The organism is Microbacterium sp. NPDC055442, from assembly GCF_053644215.1.
Window position 1 is genome coordinate 72392 of sequence record NZ_JBSHLF010000004.1, and the last position, 17733, is coordinate 90124.

Genomic DNA, 17733 nt, shown 5'->3' on the forward strand with positions numbered 1-17733 from the left:
CGATCACGAAGGCCCTGTCCGCTCAGCGGGCAGGGCCTTCGTCGTTCACACCGGATGCCGCGTGGCAGGGGCGTATGCGGGGGCGGTCAGGCGCGGACCTGCACCTCGGTGCCCACGGGCGCCCAGTCGAAGAGGAACTTGGCAGCGCCGACGGGCATGTTCACGCAGCCGCTGCTGATGTGCGCGGCACCGAAGCTGTTGTGCCAGTAGGCGCCGTGGAACGCCTGGTCGCCGTTGAAGTACGCCACCCACGGAACGTTCTCGGTGCAGTACGGCGCTCCGGGGAAGCATCCCATGTCCTGGATATTGCGCTTCCAGTTGATGCGGAACGACCCGGTGAACGTCGGCGTCGAGGACTTGCCGGCCGAGATGGGATACGAGTTGACGAGGTTGCCGTTCTCGTAGAGGTAGGTGCGCAGATCGCCGAGATCGACCACGACGTTGCGGGCGAGTGTCGTCGTCGCGAACGGCACCTCGGTGACCGGCAGGGCGAATGCGGCTTCGCCGGCCGCGAGCTGCTCGGCGTACGCCGCCGCGATGCCGGACGTATCGCCCAGTTCGCGGCCCACGACGCCCGTGGCCAGCTCATTGAGCACGCCGCCCCCCGAATCGGTGACGACCGTCGCGTTCGCCGCCTCGCGGTTGACCGCGGCGGGGAGCGTATCGACGACGGCCTGGATGGCGGCCTCGTCGACACCGACCTCGAACGTGCCGCGCGGCCCCGGAGTCACGGTGAGCCATGAGGCGACCTGCTCGCGGGTGATCGGCACGGTGCGCTCGTCGCCGATGTAGAAGCCGGCCGTGTCGAGGACGCCGTTGAGCTTGACGGCGGCGGATTCGGCGACGAACGTCGGGGTGCCGGCGACGACGGGGGCGGCGACCGGGTCGAATGCGACCGTCGTCTCACCCTCGGCGAACGCGGCGTTGAGGCTCGCGCCGAGCTCGACGAGGTCGACGCCGGTGCCCTCGACGGCGGGAGTCGTGATGAAGCTGACGCTCTCGGCGTCATAGGCGAGTGTCGCGTCGACCGGGTCGACGTAGAGGTCGGGTGCCGCAGCGCGCAGCGCAGCCGTCGCGATCTCGGGGTCGATGCTGATCGACGCCTCGATCGGTTCGGGGAACCACTGCGTGACGTTCCACATCGGGCTCGCCGCGAACGCCGTGTCGGCGAGAGCGCGGGCCTCGACCGTGGCGCCCAGATCCAGTGCGTTGACCGCGACGTCGCCGCCGGCCCCGGTCAGGACCACGTCGGTCTCGGCCAGTCGTTCGTTGATGGCATCCGTCGCCGCGCCCGATGTGAGCAGTCCGACGGGCACACCCGCGACGGAGGTGCCCGGGGCGATGAGCACGAGCGACGTCGCGACGAGGGCGACCGCGAGGGTGCCGGCTCCGGCGCCGATCCAGATGCCCGTGTGCTTCTTCTTGGGCGCGGGGTCGCGCGGAGCCCACTCGGGCTGGTCGGAGGCATCGGCGCGCGGAATCGCCGCGGTCGTCGACTCAGCTGGATCGACGGACGTGCCGTCGGCGCTGGTCGGCTCTTCGGCTCCAGGCTTGATCGCGAGATCCGTCACGCAGAAACCCCCCGGCTTGAACGGATATATCCCCCTATCGTATCCGAGCGTGTCAGGCGCGCGGGGCGCGGTCCGATCGCCACGACGTTAACGTTTCGGTAAACGCCCGTGGACGGCTCAGCTGTCGAACACCTTTCCGGGGTTGAGGATGCCGTGCGGATCGAACACGCGGGCGATCTCGCGCTGCAGCTGCCACTGGTCATCGCCGAGTTCGTCGGCGAGCCAGCGGCGCTTGAGCACCCCCACCCCGTGTTCGCCGGTCAGCGTGCCCCCGAGCCGCAGAGCCGCGCGGAACAGGTCGTCGGCGGCATCCCAGATAGAGGGCGGGGCTTCGACGATGCCGTGTTCGTCGGGTCGGCCGTCGAACACGAAGTTCGGGTGCAGGTTGCCGTCGCCCGCGTGGGCGACCGTCGGGATCGAGACGCCGTGCTCGCGCTCGACACGGGCGATCTCGTCGAACATCGCCGGCATGGCGCTGCGCGGAACCGCGATGTCCTCGATGAGCGTCGTGCCCAGCGTCTCCATGGCGGGGTGCATCGAGCGGCGGATCGCGAGCAGCCGCTCGCCCTCTTCGGGGTCGCGGGAGACCACGACGGCTCCGCCCGCGGCGCGCAGTACGTCGGCGATGGCGGCGGCTTCATCGCCGCTCGCGGGTCCGTCGGTCTGGATCGTCAGCTGCGCGGCGCCGGGGGTCGGCGCGGCGAGGGCCAGCAGCGCGTGGACGGCGGCGAGGGATGCGGCATCCATCAGCTCCATGATCGAAGGCTGCAGTCCCGCGGCCGTCACGGCGGACGACGCCGTCGCGGCGGCGCGCACGTCGGGGAAGGTCGCGGCGATCGTGCGCACCTCGCCGGGCACGAGACGGCGCAGCTTGAGCGTCGCACCGACGATGACGCCGAGCGTGCCCTCGGACCCGATCATGAGCGAGGTCAGGTCGAGGCCCGTGACGCCCTTGACGGTGCGTCGTCCGAGCCGCAGGAAGCGCCCATCGGCGAGGACGACGTCGACACCGAGGACCGCATCGCGCACGACGCCGTACTTCGCGCAGAGAAGCCCGCCCGCGCCGGTGGCGATGTTGCCGCCGACCGTCGAGATCGCGCGGCTCGCCGGATCCGGTGCCCACCACAGTCCCTCGACGGCGAGGGCGTCGTTGAGGTCGGCGTTGAGGATGCCCGGCTCGACGACGGCGACGAGGTCGTCGGGGCGCACTTCGAGGATGCGTCCCATGCCGCGCACGGACAGCGCGATCTCACCGTCGCCCGTGTTCGCGGCGCCCGCGAGTCCCGTGCCGGCCCCGCGCGTCACGACGGGCGTGCCCGTCGCGTTCGCGATCCGCATGGTCTGCTGCACATCGTCGACGCTGCGCGCGTGGACGACCGCGAGGGGCGTTCCGGATGCCACGTGGCCGGACTTGTCGGCGCGCGCGGCTTCGCGCGCGGCATCCGTCGTGTCGACTCGATCGCCGAGCACCGCGCGCAACTGCGCGAGCACACCGGCGCGGTCGGTCACGCCAAGCGCCGCCGGCCCGCGAAGACGCCCACCGTGACGGCGACGACGCCGAAGGCGAGGCCGACCCAGGCCATGTCCATGCTCCACCAGGCGATCGTCGCGGCGACATAGACGAGCAGTTCGACGACGGCGCGCACGAAGGGATGCACGGCGAAGACGGCGCGCGGTGAGACGAACAACGCCCAGACGAGGATCGCGAGGGCGGGGGCGCCGATGCCGGCGACGATGTTCCACGGGAAGGGCCACGCGACGAAGCCCCAGAACGCGAGCGAGCCGAACGCGAGGATCTGGCAGAGGAACGCGAGCACGTCGATTCCGGAGAGCGGGGTGCGCATTCCGGCCGCCGGTGCGGCGGGCGTCTGAGGCGTCACGTACGGGGTCTCGGCCATGGGCTCCAGTCTACGCTCGGGTGTCCTCCGCGCTGTCTTCGCCGGGTCAGAGCCCGTCGCCGAGCGACACGAGATCCTGCACGTTGTACGACTGCACGAGGCCGGTCTGATCTCCCGCGATGTACTGGAGCTGGAGCCGTGCACCGATGAGCAGGTCGAGGACCGTCGGGCGGAGGATCATGGGCGCGGCGCCGGCCCCGTCGAGGGTCAGGATGCCGCGATCCGCACCGCTGTAGGTGACGTGCACCTGCGTGCCCGGGTCTCCTGTGACGTCGAACCCGATCGTCAGACGCGTGCCCTCGAACCACGTCGAGACGTCGTCGATCGCGGGTGTTCCCTCGGGAAGGACGGGCTCGGGCGGGTCGGTCGGCTCGGGATCGGGCGTGGGATCGGGATCGGGCGTGGGCTCGGGATCCGGCGTCGGGGTCGGTTCGGGATCCGGGGTCGGGGTGGGGTCGGGATCCGGCGCCGGTGTCGGCGTGGGCGTCGCGGGGTCCGCGGCGGGCGGCGTCGGAGCCGGGACGGGCGGAGCGCTCGGACGCGGTGCCGTCTCGCGCGGATCCGGCGACGGCACGGTCGCGGCGGGCGGTGTCGGCTCGGTGAGCGGCGCGGACGGAGTGGGGGCGGGCGTGGAGATCACGAGGGGCTCGTCGGTGTCGACGGGTGCTTCGGCGACGGTCTCCACGATCGCATTCTGCGCCGAGACGGGCGACGAGGTGAGGGCGGGCACGATGACGGCTGCCGTCACGACCGACCCTGCGACGAGCAGGCTCGCGGCGGCGATCCCCGTGATCGCGCCGATGCCGGACAGGGCGCCGCCCGTGACCGTCGCGCCGGCGACTCCCGCTGCCGCGCCACCCGAGGTCACTGCCGCCGTCGTCGACGCCGAGCCGCCGAGCGAAGCTGCCGAGCTCGCCGGCCCGACGGGCACGAGCAGGGACTGCGCCCCGCCGCTGCCGGCGGCCGATCCCGCGGGGGCGAGGGTCGCGGCACCCGAGCCGCCGATCGTCACGGCTCCTTCGACGACGGTGGAGGGCATGGCGGCGAGGGCGACGAGAGGTGCACCGCCGCCCTGCAGCGAGGCGAGGTATCCGGCCGCACCCGCGGTGCCGATCGTGAGCGGCAGCAGGACGAGCGCCAGGCGACTGCCCACCTCTTTCGCCTCGCTCGCGACGATCGTGCAGCGCGTGCACTCCGCCAGGTGCGACTCGAGCTTGCCGTGGTCGCGGCGCCCCAGATTGCTGCGGGCGTACGCGCCGAGACGCTCGATCGTCCACTGGCAGGGGGAGCCGTCGGTGACCGAGCGCAGGTGAGCTTGGATCCAGGCTTCGCGCAGGCCTTCGCGCGCACGGAACGTCAGCTGTGCGACGGCGGTCGCCTTCAACCCGAGCAGCGGCGCGATCTCGGCGGGTTTCATGCCCTCGATCTCGGAGTACCAGAGCACCTCCTGCCAGCGCGTCGGCAGGCTCCGGAATGCCTGGTGCGTGAGCCCGCGATCGAGGGCCTCATCCGTCGCCTGCTCGGTCGTCGCCGGATCCTCGACCGTGTCGAGGACGTCGACGGCGGTGTCCTTGCGGGCGCGTCCCCAACCGGCCGCCGTGTTGCGGATGCTCGTGAACAGGTAGGCGCGGAACGAGCCGGTCGGTCCGCCGCCCTTCTGGATCGACTGATAGATCCGCGTGTAGGCCTCTTGCACGAGGTCGTCGGCATCGAGCGACGACGAGACCGAACGCGCGACCGTCACACCGGACCGGTAGTGGCGCCGCCACAGCTCGCCGAACGCGGACGCATCGCCCGAGCGTGCGCGCAGCACGAGGTCGGCGTCGCCGAGCTCGGTGGCGCCGGGCGTGTCGTTCATCGTCATGCGGACTCCACGTGGCTGAGGGAAGGTCGAGCACCTTCCACTCATGAGACGCGCGAAGACGGGAATCATCACGCGACTTTCCCATTCTGCTCGCCCTACGGCCGTTTGTCTCCTGTTCTCCGGCCGCCGGATGAGCCTTCTGACGGGTGCGGAGAAGAATTTCCCGGAACCCGCGTAATAGATCGGCATGACCCCCGTCTCATGGTGTGAGAGACATTGCCCGCACTCCCGTCGGGGGGCAGGAGCCGGGCACGGCGCGATGGGCGAACCGTCCGGAGCAGCCGGAGGCGGACTCGGAGAACCGCTCGGGGGAGGGGTTCCGAGTCCGCCGGATGTCTCGCCAGGGGGAGTCGCGGCCGCTGCACATGGGGATGCAGCGGCCGCCTCATTCCTCGGTCTCGACGCGCTGGCCGCCGAGCCACACGCCACGGACCTCGAAGTCGCCCGTGAGCAGCACGGCATCGGCGAGCCGGTCGGGTTCGAGCGCACCGAGGTCGTCGCGGCCGAGCACGCGTGCGGGTGTCGTGGTGAGAGCCGCGACGGCGTCTCCGAGGCGCACGCCCGCGGCGACCGTGCGCCGCAAGGCGGCATCCTGGGTGAGCGTCGAACCCGCGATCGCTCCGCCGCGGGTGAGCCGGGCCGCGCCGCCGACGACGTCGACGGCGAGAGAGCCGATCTCGTAGCGCCCATCGGGCTGCCCTGCCGCCGCCATGGCGTCCGTCACGAGAGCGATGCGCCCCGGCGCCGCGGCGAACGCGATGCGCACGACCTCGGCATGCACGTGCAGGCCGTCGACGACCAGCTCGAGGGTCACGCGGGGATCGAGGGTCGCGGCGCCGACCGGACCGGGCGCGCGGTGGTGCAGGCCCGGCATCGCGTTGAAGGCGTGGGTGAGGAGCGTCGCCCCCGCGGCGAAGGCCGCTGCGGTGCGATCGAGATCGGCGCCCGTGTGCCCGACGGCGGCCACGGCGCCCGCGGCGACGACGGCGCGCACGGCGTCGAGACCGCCCGGCAGCTCGGGGGCGAGCGTCACCTGGCGCACCGTGCCGCGCCCCGCATCGAGCAGGCGCGCGACCGAGTCCGCATCGGGATGCCGCAGCTGCGCCCCGTCGTGCGCGCCCTTGTGGTCGGGGGCGAGGAACGGCCCCTCGAGGTGCGCACCCAGCACGGTCGGCTCCGAGCCGGTCAGGTCGGCGACGACGGCCGCCCGCTCGGCGATCCGATCGAGCGGAGCCGTCACGAGCGAGACGACGGCGCGCGTCGTGCCGTGGCCGAGATGGAACCGGCGTGCGGCACGGATCGCGTCGGGCCCGTCCTCGTGCGCGGCGCCCCCGCCGCCGTGCGTGTGCAGATCGATGAAGCCGGGCGGCGGCATCCGTTATGCTCGGAGCGTCGCGACTGGCGTTGAGGTGGGTCACCACCGGGGAGCGGCTGACGACGGCATTCGACCGCACGCCTGGGCCGATGTGTGACCTTTCGAACCCTCCGATTGCCGCAGTCAAGGAGACCGTCATGACCGACCAGTTCTTCAACGCCCCGCTCGCCGAGGTCGATCCCGAGATCGCGCAGGTGCTCGAGCGCGAACTCGAGCGACAGCGCGGGTACCTCGAGATGATCGCATCCGAGAACTTCGTTCCCGTCTCGGTGCTCCAGTCGCAGGGGTCAGTGCTCACCAACAAGTACGCCGAGGGGTACCCCGGCCGGCGCTACTACGGCGGATGCGAAGAGGTCGACGTCGCCGAAGAGCTCGCGATCCAGCGGGCGAAGGAGCTGTTCGGCTCGGAGTTCGCCAACGTCCAGCCGCACTCGGGCGCGTCGGCGAACGCCGCCGTGCTGCACGCGATCGCGCGCCCCGGCGACACGCTGCTCGGGCTGTCGCTCGATCACGGCGGTCATCTGACGCACGGGATGAAGATCAACTTCTCGGGCCGGCTCTACAACATCGTCGCGTACGGCGTCGACCCCGAGACGTCCGTCGTCGACATGGACGAGGTGCGCCGCCTCGCCCTCGAGCACAAGCCGAAGGTCATCATCGCGGGCTGGTCGGCCTACCCCCGCCAGCTCGACTTCGCCGCGTTCCGCGCGATCGCCGACGAGGTCGGGGCGCTCCTGTGGGTCGACATGGCGCACTTCGCGGGGCTCGTCGCGGCGGGCCTTCACCCGAACCCCGTGCCGCACGCGCACGTCGTCTCGTCGACCGTGCACAAGACGATCGGCGGTCCGCGCTCGGGCTTCATCCTCACGAACGACCCCGACATCGCGAAGAAGATCAACTCGGCGGTCTTCCCCGGTCAGCAGGGCGGTCCGCTCATGCACGTCATCGCCGCGAAGGCGACGGCGTTCAAGCTCGCCCGCACCCCCGAGTTCGCCGAGCGTCAGGAGCGCGTGCTGCGCGGGGCCGCGATCCTCGCCGACCGGCTCATGCAGCAGGACGTCGCCGATGCCGGCATCACGCTGCGCTCGGACGGCACCGACGTGCACCTCGTCCTCGTCGACCTGCGCGACGCCGCGATCGACGGCAAGCAGGCCGAAGACCTGCTCCACGACATCCACATCACGGTGAACCGCAACGCCGTCCCGAACGACCCGCGTCCGCCGATGGTGACGTCGGGTCTGCGCATCGGCACGCCCGCGCTCGCGACGCGCGGGTTCGGCGATGCGGAGTTCACCGAGGTCGCCGACATCATCGCGCTCGCGCTGCTGCCGGACGCCGACACCGAGGCGCTGCGCGCCCGCGTCGCCGCCCTCACCGCCGCGTTCCCGCTCTACCCCGACCTGCAGCAGTAGCCCGGAGCCGCCCGGAGCCGCCCGGCGCCGCGCCTTTCGCCGAACCGTACCCTTTCCGTCGAGACAGACGTCGAGGGCGTCGGGTTCGCCGCGAAAGGTACGGTTCGAGGCGATCCTCGGAGCGGGCGAGCCGAATTCGACCTGATGGAGACGCAGAAGTGACCGCGAACACACTCGACGGGAAGGCCGCGGCGGCGGCGATCAAGGACGAGCTGAGGGGCCGCGTCGACGCGTTGCGCGAGCGCGGCGTCGTGCCCGGCATCGCGACCGTGCTCGTCGGCGCCGACCCCGCGTCGCAGCTCTACGTGGGCATGAAGCACCGTCAGTCCGAGGCGATCGGCATGAACTCGATCCAGATCGAGCTTCCCGCCGACGCGTCGCAGGCCGACGTCGAAGCCGTCATCGACGACCTCAATGCGGATGCCGCGTGCCACGGCTACATCGTGCAGCTGCCGCTGCCGAAGCACATCGACACCGACGCGATCCTGGAGCGGATCGACCCCGCGAAGGACGCCGACGGACTGCACCCGACCAACCTCGGGCGCCTCGTCTTGAACGTCAACAAGCCCATCACGACCCCCCTGCCGTGCACGCCCCGCGGCGTCATCGAGCTGCTGCTGCGCAACGACTACGACCTGAACGGCAAGCACGTCGTCGTCGTCGGACGCGGCGTCACGATCGGCCGTTCGATCGGCCTGCTGCTGACGCGCCGGGACATCAACGCGACCGTGACCCTGACCCACACCGGCACGACCGACCTCGACCGCCACCTGCGCGAGGCCGACGTCATCGTCGCGGCAGCGGGGGTCAAGCACATCGTGCGGCCCGAGCACGTCAGGCCCGGGGCCGCCGTGCTCGATGTCGGCGTGACGCGGGAGACCGACCCCGAGACGGGCAAGAGCACGGTCCACGGCGATGTGCATCCCGATGTCGCCGAGGTCGCCGGCTACCTCTCACCCAACCCCGGGGGCGTGGGGCCCATGACGGTCGCCCTGCTCATGACGAACGTCGTCGAGGCCGCCGAACGCTCCCTGGCCTGACCGCGCGGCGTGCGGGTCGCGAAGTTCGGAGCTTCGCGCGAAGTTCGGACTTTCGCGCGGAGTCCGGATGGGATGGCCGCGCGAGTCCGAGCTTCGCGCCGACCTCCGAGGTCGAGATGCGCAACCGTGCGCGTCAGGCGTCGCGCGTCACGCGAAGTTCGGAGGTTGGCGCGGGGTTCGGAGGCTCGCGTCGAGTTCGGACTGGACGGGCTTGCGGGTCCGAGCTTGGCGCGGTTCTCCGAGGTCGACACGAGCGGATGCCGCCACCTGCCGCCCGCGGCGCGATTCTCCGGGGCTGGGATGTGGAGTCGGGTGGGGGCTTCGCGAAGTTCGGAGGTTCGCGCGGGGTTCGGAGGCTCGCGCGGGGTTCGGGCTGGACGGGCTTGCGGGTCCGAGCTTGGCGCGGTTCTCCGAGGTCGACACGAGCGGATGCCGCCACCCGCCGCCCACGGCGCGAGAGCAGACCAGCGGATGCCGCACCCCGTGGCCGCCACCCGCCGCCCACGACGCGAGAGCAGACCAGCGGATCCCGCCACCCCGTGGCCGCACCCGCGGCGCCGCGGCGATTCAGAGCCCGTCGAGCATCTTCCGCTGCTCGTCGGTGAGGCCGTCGTTCAGTTCGCGGCGGCCTGCCGCCGAGGCGGGCGTTTCGGGGGTCGCGTCCGCTGACCGGACCCGACCCCCGGTCGCACGGTCGTAGAGAGCCCCCGCGCGCGCCTCGATCTTGTCGTCGACGGCGTCGTAGATGACCCAGGCGAGCAGCAGGGCGAGGGGCGGGATGACCCAGCCCCAGAACCAGCCCGACACGTTGACGCCCGAGAGGACGACGACGAGGATCCACACGATGAGCTCGACGACGAACACGAGCCCGAACTGCACGAGCTTCTCGCCGAGCCGCGTGCGCTGACCGGCCGACTTCGCCGCGGCGCCGCGGAACATCCGACCGACGAGGGGTTTGAGCCAGATCGTCGCGGCCGTCAGCACGACGCCCGCCCACAGGGCCGCCCACCCGACGCGCACCGAGGACAGCAGCATGCCGACGATGAGCAGCACGACGACGTTGAACACGTAGAGCGACACGAAACGCACGAGCCAGGCCTTCATGGCCCCAGCGTGGCATGTCGAGTCGTCGTTGTCAGCGCACCTCGGGCTGCGCGCGTCCCGCGAAGTGCAGGCAGCGTGTGCCGTCGGAGAGCGAGAACGGCACGATAGGCATGAAGGCGCCGAGGGCGTCGGTCAGGAAGGTGCCGTCGGCCGCCTGCCGGATCGTGCCCGAGAAGCTGTCGCGCCCGAGGCTCTCCGCCGCGAGCCCGCCGATGTCGATCTGCACCGCGGGGGCGCCCGATGGGGCATCCGACACGGCGATGCGCATGTTGACCCGCTCGTAGACACCTGCCCATTCGCTCACATCAGCCGCGCCGGTGCTCGGCTCGAGCGGTGCCGGAGGGCGGATGCCGCAGATCTCCTCGATCGCCGTGGCGGTCAGCGACTCCATCGCGGCGCCGAGGCCCGGACCGTTTCCGAGCACGACGACGGCGGTGCCGTGGTCGGGCAGGATCCGCAGCGACGCGCCCTGTCCGACCGTGCCACCGTCGTGGCCAGTGATCCGGGTGCCGTCCCACGTGCGCAGCATGAACCCGAGCCCCCAGTCGTCGGCGAGCGACGGGTCCGGCACGCGCACCGCGGGCGCGAACGCCGCCGCGACAGCGCTCTCGGACAACAGCCGCCCGCCGCCCGGTCCCGTGCCGCCGTCGAGGTAGAGGCGCGCGAACGCGAGCACGTCGGCCGCGGATGCAGCGAGGCCTCCGGCCGAGCCCATGGTCCGCGGTGTCGCGACCAGGGGAGCCAGCTCGAGGCCGTCGGCACCCGGAACGTGGCCGAACGCCGCTCGATGCCGCAGCGCCTCTTCGGGCAGCGTGCACGAGTGCGTCATCCCCAGAGGGCGCAGCAGTCGTTGGGCGAGTGCCTCGTCGTACGTGAGGCCGGTCACCCTCTCGATGAGTCGGCCCGCGATCGCGAACCCGGTGTTGCTGTACGACCAGGCCGCGCCCGGCGCGAAGACCTGGGCGAGTTCGCCGCAGGTGGCGACGTAGCGCTCGAGCACGTCTTCGCCGCGTCCGAGGTCGAGGAAGTGATCGCCGTCGATGCCGCTCGTATGCGTGAGCAGGTGTCGGGCGGTCACCGCTTCTCGCGCGGCGGCATCGCCCCAGGCGAGCTCGGGCATGACCGACACGAGCGGTGCGTCGAGGTCCAGCAGGCCGTCGTCGGCGAGCATCAGCAGCAGCGTCGCCGTGTACGCCTTCGTGACCGAGCCGATCTGGAAGACCGAGTCGGGCGTCGCGTCGACGGCGGTCGCGAGGTTGAGCACCCCGGAGGCGAACGTGTGCACCTCGCCGTCGCTCAGGATGCCGAGCGACAGGCCGGGCAAGGAATCGGGGGAGGCGAGATCGTCGAGCCTGGCCTGCCAGGCGTCACGGTCGATGGTCATCGGGGGAGTCCTTTCTCGGTGGGGCAGGGGAATCGTCGGGCACCCCCAGCAGTCGGCGCAGTGTCGCTGCCAGCAGGCCCCCGACGTCGGTGTGCAGGTCGACGAGGTATTCGATCGTGAGTCCTCGGATGAGGCTCGTGACGACGGCGGCGAGATCGTCGGCCGCGAGGGGCGGCGTCACGCCGATCAGGCGACACTGCTCGGCAAGCAGCTCGGCCAGAGCGCTGCGACCCGCCCGCTGGGCCTGCATCACCCGGACGCTGAGCGCCGGATCGGTGGACGCGAAGGCGGTGAACTCGACCTCGGCCGACAGCCATTCGCGCGTCTGCGATGCTTCCGCCGCGAGCCAGCGCGCCAGCAGGTCCACGCGCTGTGCGGCCGTCGCGGTGGCGGGTGCGACGAAAGACGAGCGGTCCTGCTGCCTGTCGAACCGCTCGTCCACGAGCGCGAGGAAGAGCTCGCCCTTGTTCGCGAAGTTCGAGTAGACCGCTCCTCGCGTGTAGCCGGCCTTCGCCGCGACATCCTCTATGGCCACACGGGTGAACCCGCGTGCCAGAAACAGGCGCCGTGCCGCTTCGAGTATTCGTGCGCGAGTCACATCGCGGGGATCTCTTGCCAAGGTTTGCCTCCTCGATACAGACTGTATCGACATGATCAAGTCTTGATCAAGAGGCAGATTCCAACAATGGATACGAGGTGTATGCAATGGATGCCACGTTCGCGGCGCTCCAGGAGCTCATCGATCGCACGGCCGAGGATGCCGGAATCCCCGGCGCGGCGGTCGCGGTGGTGCACGACGGTGTCGAACGACTGTTCACGACCGGCGTCGCCAGCGTCGCGGCCCCCGCTCCGGTCACGATCGACACGCTCTTCATGACGGGTTCGACCACCAAGACGGTGACGGCGACGACGGTGCTCGCTCTCGTCGAGGAAGGGCGTCTCGACCTCGACCGGCCCGTCGCCGACCTTCTGCCCGAGCTGCGGCTCAGCAGCTCGCGCGCACTCGCGGCACTGACGCCGCGGCACCTCCTCACCCACACGGGCGGCTTCGAGGGTGACATCGCCGACGACGAGTCCGACTGGTCGCGTGCGGCTCTCGAGCGCAGCATCGCCCAGTACGGGGAACTGCCGCAGTACGCGCCGCCGGGGGAGAGCTTCTCGTACAGCAACGCCGGGTTCCGGCTGCTCGGTCGTCTGCTCGAGGTGGTCGACGGCGACGACTACGACATCGTGGTGCGCCGCCGCGTGCTCGAGCCCCTCGGCATGGGATCGAGCCTGTTCCTGCCGTGGGATGTCTTTTCCCGGCCCCACGTCGCCGGACACGAGGTGGGACCCGACGGCGCCTCGACCGTCGTGCACACGTGGGGTCTCGGCCGGTCCGCGCTCCCCGAGGGCGGCCTCGTCTCATCGATCGCCGACCAGGCGCGATACCTCCGGTTCCACCTCGACGGCACCGCCGCCGTCTCGGCGCCCGTCTCGCCGGAACGGCGTCGCTTGATGCAGACGGCGCAGGCCGATGCCGCCGTGCCGTTCGACGCGGTGGGGCTCCCGTGGCTCCTCGTGCGGGAGTACGGCACGACCGCCGTCACCCACGGCGGCAACGTCGCGGGCATCCAGCGCTCCACGATGACGCTCGTTCCCGACGAGGGGCTGGGCGTCACGGTGCTCGCGAACTCGGGGGCGGGCGGCGCGCTCGGTGCCGCGGTCGATGAATGGTGCTTCCGCACGTTGCTCGGGCGCGTGCCCGATGAGCCCCGCGCCGCGGTCTCGCAAGAACCGCGCGAGCTGGCGCCCTACTGCGGACGGTTCGATGCAGGCACCTGGGGGATCGACCTCATCGCCGACGAGGGAATGCTGCGCGCGACGTTCTTCTTCACCTCGCCGTCCGACGACGAGCAGCGGGTGCTCCCGCCGCCGCTGCGCCTGGCGTTCACGGGGGTGCGCGACGAAGTGGTGCGTCCCGAAGCGCCGCAGACGGTCTTCGGGCGGTTCGAGCGCGGCGCAGACGGTGCCGTCGTCCGCCTGAAGACGCAGGGCCGCACGCTGCGGCGGACGGAGTCGCCCGCGGGTGCGCAGCGATGACCGTCGAGGATGACATCCGGACCGTTTTCGACGAAGCGGGGGTCTCGGGCTTCCTCCACGCGCGTCCCGTGGGCAGCCGTGCGGGAGCCGAGGTCGACGTTTCGGCCGACGCGCGAGTCGTGCTGGCGTCGGTGTTCAAGATCCCCGTCGCCGTCGCGGTCGAACGCGCGGTGTCGGCGGGCGAGCTGTTGCCGCACGAGCAGACGACGATCACCGCACGTTATCGCCGTGGCGGTGTCGGGCTCGCCGGGCTCCGCGACGACGCCGTACTGACCTGGCGCGACCTGGCGCATCTCATGCTGACCCTCAGCGACAACGCCGCCACCGATGCTCTCTTCCATCGTGTCGGCCAGGCCGCCGTCGATCGGGTGCTCGCCGATCTCGGCCTGGCCGGCACGCGGATCGACGGATGCTGCGAGGACATCATCGACTCGATGGTCGACGAGCTGGGCATCCCGCGCGACGTCCCCGACATCGACGCGGCGCTGGGCCGGCAGCCCGCCGAGCGACTCTGGGCCCTCTCGGCGCTCGATCCCACGCGATCGACATCGTCGACCCCGCGCGAGATGACGACGCTCATCGACGCCCTCTGGACCGACCGCGCCGCACCTCCCGACGCGTGCGCTCGCGTGCGCGCCGCGATGGCGCAGCGGGTCTGGCCCCACCGACTGTCGTCGGGCTTTCCGGCGGGCGTGCGCGTCGCAGGCAAGACCGGCACGCTTCCGGCGATCCGCAACGAGGTGGGAGCCGTGACGTACCCCGATGGCCGGGTCTACGCCGTGGCCGTGTTCACCCGTGCGGACTCGCTCGAGGGTCATCGCCCCGAGGTGGATCGTGCGATCGGCGTCGCTGCGCGTCTGGCCGTCGACGCGTTGCGTGACTTTGGGTGAGCTGGACCAATCCTCCGCGTCAGTTTCATCCGATTGAACAAAAACTGCGACGGCTTCGGTTCTTATGGTGAGGGGATGCAGAACATCGCCGATGTCGCCGATTTCCTCCGCACCGACTTCGCTCGCCTCGTGGCAGAGCACGGAGTGCCCGGTGCCGCCGTCGCCGTGCTGAAGGACGGCGAGGTGATCGATGCCGCAGCCGGCGTGCTGAGCACGGCGACGGGTGTCGAAGCGACGTCCGACTCCGTCTTCCAGATCGGATCGATCACGAAGGTGTGGACGGCGACGCTCGTCATGCAACTCGTGGACGAGGGGCTTGTCGACCTCGACGCCCCGGTGCGCGACTATCTGCCCGACTTCCGGATCGCTGACGAGGGCGCGGCCTCGGCGATCACGACGCGGCAGCTTCTGAGCCATCAGGCGGGCTTCGAGGGTGACGTCTTCACCGACACCGGCCGCGGAGACGACGCGATCGAGAAGTACGTCGCGACGCTCGCCGAGCTGCCGCAGGTCTTCGCTCCCGGGGAGCTCTTCGCCTACAACAACGCCGGCTACATCGTGCTCGGCCGCCTCATCGAGGTGCTGCGCGAGACGACCTGGGAGGCCGCGCTCATGCAGCACCTCGTGGCGCCGCTGGGTCTCACTCACACGGCGCCGAGCGCGTACGAGGCGATCCTGCACCGCGTCGCCGTCGGTCACGTCGGTCCGGGCGAGGACGGCGTCGAGACGCCCGCGCCGGTGTGGGCCCTCGCGAAGTCGAACGAGCCGGCGGGATCGATGCTCGCGATGCGGGCGCGCGACCTCGTGGCGTTCGCGCGTATGCACATCGAGGGCGGGGCCGCCGCAGACGGCACGCGCGTGCTGGCCGAGGCATCCGTCCGCGCCATGCAGGACACGCACGTCGACCTTCCGCTCGTCACCGGCATGGGCGACGCGTGGGGGCTCGGCTGGGAGATCTTCGCCGACAGGGCACCGCGCATCGTCGGCCACGACGGTGGCACGATCGGCCAATCATCGTTCCTGCGCGTCTTGCCCGAGGCGGGGATCGCCGTGGCGCTGCTCACCAACGGCGGCGACGTGATGGGACTGTTCAACGCGGTCGTGGGACGCATCGTGAAGGATGCCGCGGGCGCTGAGCTGCACGGGTTCCCGCTGCCGCCCGCCGAGCCGCTGGCCGTCGATCCCGCCCCGTTCGTCGGCGCCTTCTCGAACTCGACGTTCGACATGAGCGTGAGCGTCGACGACGACGGCCGCCTGTGGATGGACACGACGCCCAAGGGGCTCGCCGCCGAGATGGGTGAGAAGCCCCAGCGCGTCGAGATCGTCGGGCTCGCCGCCAATTCGCTCATCGCGCTCGAGCCCGCGATGAAGGACATGCACATGGTCTACACGTTCCTCGGCGATGACGGCTCAGGTCGCCGGAAGTACCTGCACTACGGCCGCGCGATGAGCCGCGCGGACTGACACCGAAAGCACGACACCGCCCGACACTCCAGGAGAACCGCATGACCGCCTTCACCAGGCCGGCGCTGACCGCCGCCACAGCACTACTCGCCGTCGCCGCCCTCACCGCCTGCTCGGGCGGGGGCGGGGGACAGCCCAGCGACGGAGGCGAGTACGTCGACGGAGCATCGTTCACCCTCGCGCAGGTCGCCGATCCCGGCGCGCTCGACCCGCAGGCATCCGCCGTCAGCTCGCTGTTCCAGCTGAGCGTCTTCGCCTACGACAGTCTGGTCTCGGTCGACGCCGATGGCACGGTGGGCAGCCAGCTCGCGAAGGAATGGAATGTCGACGGCCAGACGGTGACCTTCGTCATGAACGACGGCATCACCTGCGCGGACGGCGCGGACTTCACCGCGGACACCGTCGTGGCGAACCTGGACTGGATCTCGGACCCCGAGAACCAGAGCCCGTTCCTCGGGTCGTTCTACCCTCCGGGGTCGACGGCCGAAGCCGAGGGCAGCACCGTGACCCTGACGCTGGCGGGATCGACGCCCTTCGTGCTGCAGGGGCTGTCGAACGTGCCGATGGTCTGCGATGCCGGCATGGCCGATCGCAGTCAGCTCGCGACGCAGACGTTCGGCACCGGGCCATACGTGCTCACCGAGGCGGTGCCGAACGATCACTACACGTATGAGCTCCGCGAGGGGTACACGTGGGGTCCCGGGGGCGCGACGACAGCCGAGCTGGGGATGCCCGCGACAGTGACCTCGCGCATCATCCCCAACGAGACGACGGCGGCGAACCTCGTGATGTCCGGCGAGATCAACGCCGCGCAGATCGTCGGCCCCGACATGCAGCGCCTCGAGGCGGCAGACCTCTTCTCGACGAGCATCGAAGCCCTGACCGGCGAGCAGTGGTACAACCAGGGCGAGGCGCACGCGACGAGCGACCCCGCCGTGCGGATGGCCCTCACGCAGGCGCTCGATTTCGCTGAACTGCAGAAAGTGCTGACCGGGGGCACCGGCGCTCCCGCGAAGCGCCTCACGATCGTCGCTCCCTCGGCGTGCACATATGACGCCGTGACGGGGAACCTGCCCGAGACCGACGTCGATGCGGCGAACGCGATGCTCGACGACGCGGGCTGGACACTCGGGTCCGACGGCGTGCGTGAGAAGGATGGTCAGCGACTCGAGTTCACCTTCCTCTACGCCAACACGCTGGGCACGGGCGGCACGTCGGCCGCTGAGCTCGCGGCGAAGGCGTGGGAAGAGATCGGCGTCAAGGCCAGCCCGACCCAGAATGACTCGACGACCCTCACGAACGCGATCTTCGGCACGGGCGCGTGGGACATCGCGTGGGTGCCGCTCAACGTCAACAATCCCGACCAGGTCGTCGGCTTCGTGTCGGGCCCGGCTGCTCCCGAGGGCACCAACTTCGCCGGCATCCAGAACGACGCGTACGAAGCGGGCGTCGCCGAGGCGATGACGATCCCGGGCATCGACGGGTGCGACACATGGGCCGAGGCCGAGGCCGAGCTCTATCGTGCGGCCGATGTCGTGCCGTTCGCGAACAGTGTCGTGAAGACCTTCGGGAAGAGCGTGCAGTTCGATCAGCTCGACACGATCATCCCCACCAGCATCCGGATGCTGGCCGGCTGACATCAACCCGTG

14 protein-coding genes and 1 riboswitch are annotated in these 17733 nt (G+C 70.8%); of the genes, 6 read left to right on the forward strand and 8 right to left on the reverse strand.

The window, feature by feature from the left end; genetic code table 11:
• Positions 1–86: 86 nt before the first annotated feature.
• The 5 genes from ACWIBS_RS10135 to ACWIBS_RS10155 form a co-directional block, all read right to left on the reverse strand.
• On the reverse strand, positions 87–1571 hold the full coding sequence (locus ACWIBS_RS10135; RefSeq protein ID WP_376129155.1) for a L,D-transpeptidase family protein: 1485 nt from the start codon (positions 1569–1571) through the stop codon (positions 87–89).
• Between the two features lie 117 nt (positions 1572–1688).
• Positions 1689–3080, reverse strand: coding sequence for an FAD-binding oxidoreductase (locus ACWIBS_RS10140; protein WP_376129157.1), 1392 nt, complete (start codon positions 3078–3080; stop codon positions 1689–1691).
• Positions 3077–3469: a YrdB family protein gene (locus ACWIBS_RS10145; protein WP_376129158.1), complete on the reverse strand. Its 393-nt coding sequence runs from the start codon at positions 3467–3469 to the stop codon at positions 3077–3079. Before ACWIBS_RS10145 ends, ACWIBS_RS10140 begins: the two co-directional genes overlap by 4 nt.
• A gap of 46 nt (positions 3470–3515) precedes the next feature.
• Positions 3516–5333 carry a sigma-70 family RNA polymerase sigma factor gene (locus ACWIBS_RS10150; protein WP_376129160.1) on the reverse strand — a complete coding sequence of 606 codons (1818 nt, stop codon included), beginning with the start codon at positions 5331–5333 and terminating at the stop codon, positions 3516–3518.
• 385 nt (positions 5334–5718) lie between these two features.
• Entirely contained in the window at positions 5719–6708 is a 990-nt protein-coding gene (locus tag ACWIBS_RS10155) for an N-acetylglucosamine-6-phosphate deacetylase (RefSeq protein ID WP_376129162.1), read from the reverse strand.
• Between the two features lie 9 nt (positions 6709–6717).
• A riboswitch (ZMP/ZTP riboswitch) is annotated at positions 6718–6802 on the forward strand.
• Between the two features lie 43 nt (positions 6803–6845).
• On the opposite strand from ACWIBS_RS10155, the gene glyA reads away from it, so the two are divergent.
• Both glyA and ACWIBS_RS10165 read left to right on the forward strand, forming a co-directional pair.
• On the forward strand, positions 6846–8120 hold the full coding sequence (gene glyA / locus ACWIBS_RS10160; protein ID WP_376129164.1) for a serine hydroxymethyltransferase: 1275 nt from the start codon (positions 6846–6848) through the stop codon (positions 8118–8120).
• A gap of 158 nt (positions 8121–8278) precedes the next feature.
• Positions 8279–9160, forward strand: coding sequence for a bifunctional methylenetetrahydrofolate dehydrogenase/methenyltetrahydrofolate cyclohydrolase (locus tag ACWIBS_RS10165; protein ID WP_376129166.1), 882 nt, complete (start codon positions 8279–8281; stop codon positions 9158–9160).
• Positions 9161–9727: 567 nt separating this feature from the next.
• Here the strand turns inward: ACWIBS_RS10165 and ACWIBS_RS10170 are convergent.
• From ACWIBS_RS10170 to ACWIBS_RS10180, 3 genes are read right to left on the reverse strand one after another with little or no spacing between them, the layout of a single operon-like run.
• Entirely contained in the window at positions 9728–10264 is a 537-nt protein-coding gene (locus ACWIBS_RS10170) for a hypothetical protein (protein WP_376129168.1), read from the reverse strand.
• Positions 10265–10295: 31 nt separating this feature from the next.
• Complete coding sequence (locus tag ACWIBS_RS10175; RefSeq protein ID WP_376129169.1) at positions 10296–11648, reverse strand: serine hydrolase domain-containing protein; 1353 nt, start codon at positions 11646–11648, stop codon at positions 10296–10298.
• Positions 11632–12300, reverse strand: coding sequence for a TetR/AcrR family transcriptional regulator (locus ACWIBS_RS10180; RefSeq protein WP_376129171.1), 669 nt, complete (start codon positions 12298–12300; stop codon positions 11632–11634). The genes ACWIBS_RS10175 and ACWIBS_RS10180 overlap by 17 nt, the downstream gene beginning before the upstream one ends.
• Positions 12301–12353: 53 nt before the next feature.
• Here ACWIBS_RS10180 and ACWIBS_RS10185 point away from each other — a divergent pair, with 53 nt between their 5' ends.
• From ACWIBS_RS10185 to ACWIBS_RS10200, 4 genes are all read left to right on the forward strand, one after another.
• Positions 12354–13730, forward strand: coding sequence for a serine hydrolase domain-containing protein (locus ACWIBS_RS10185; RefSeq protein WP_376129173.1), 1377 nt, complete (start codon positions 12354–12356; stop codon positions 13728–13730).
• Positions 13727–14620: a serine hydrolase gene (locus ACWIBS_RS10190; RefSeq protein ID WP_376129175.1), complete on the forward strand. Its 894-nt coding sequence runs from the start codon at positions 13727–13729 to the stop codon at positions 14618–14620. The genes ACWIBS_RS10185 and ACWIBS_RS10190 overlap by 4 nt, the downstream gene beginning before the upstream one ends.
• 75 nt (positions 14621–14695) lie before the next feature.
• Positions 14696–16084: a serine hydrolase domain-containing protein gene (locus ACWIBS_RS10195; protein WP_376129177.1), complete on the forward strand. Its 1389-nt coding sequence runs from the start codon at positions 14696–14698 to the stop codon at positions 16082–16084.
• A gap of 41 nt (positions 16085–16125) precedes the next feature.
• Complete coding sequence (locus ACWIBS_RS10200) at positions 16126–17721, forward strand: ABC transporter substrate-binding protein (RefSeq protein WP_376129179.1); 1596 nt, start codon at positions 16126–16128, stop codon at positions 17719–17721.
• Positions 17722–17733 lie beyond the last annotated feature (12 nt).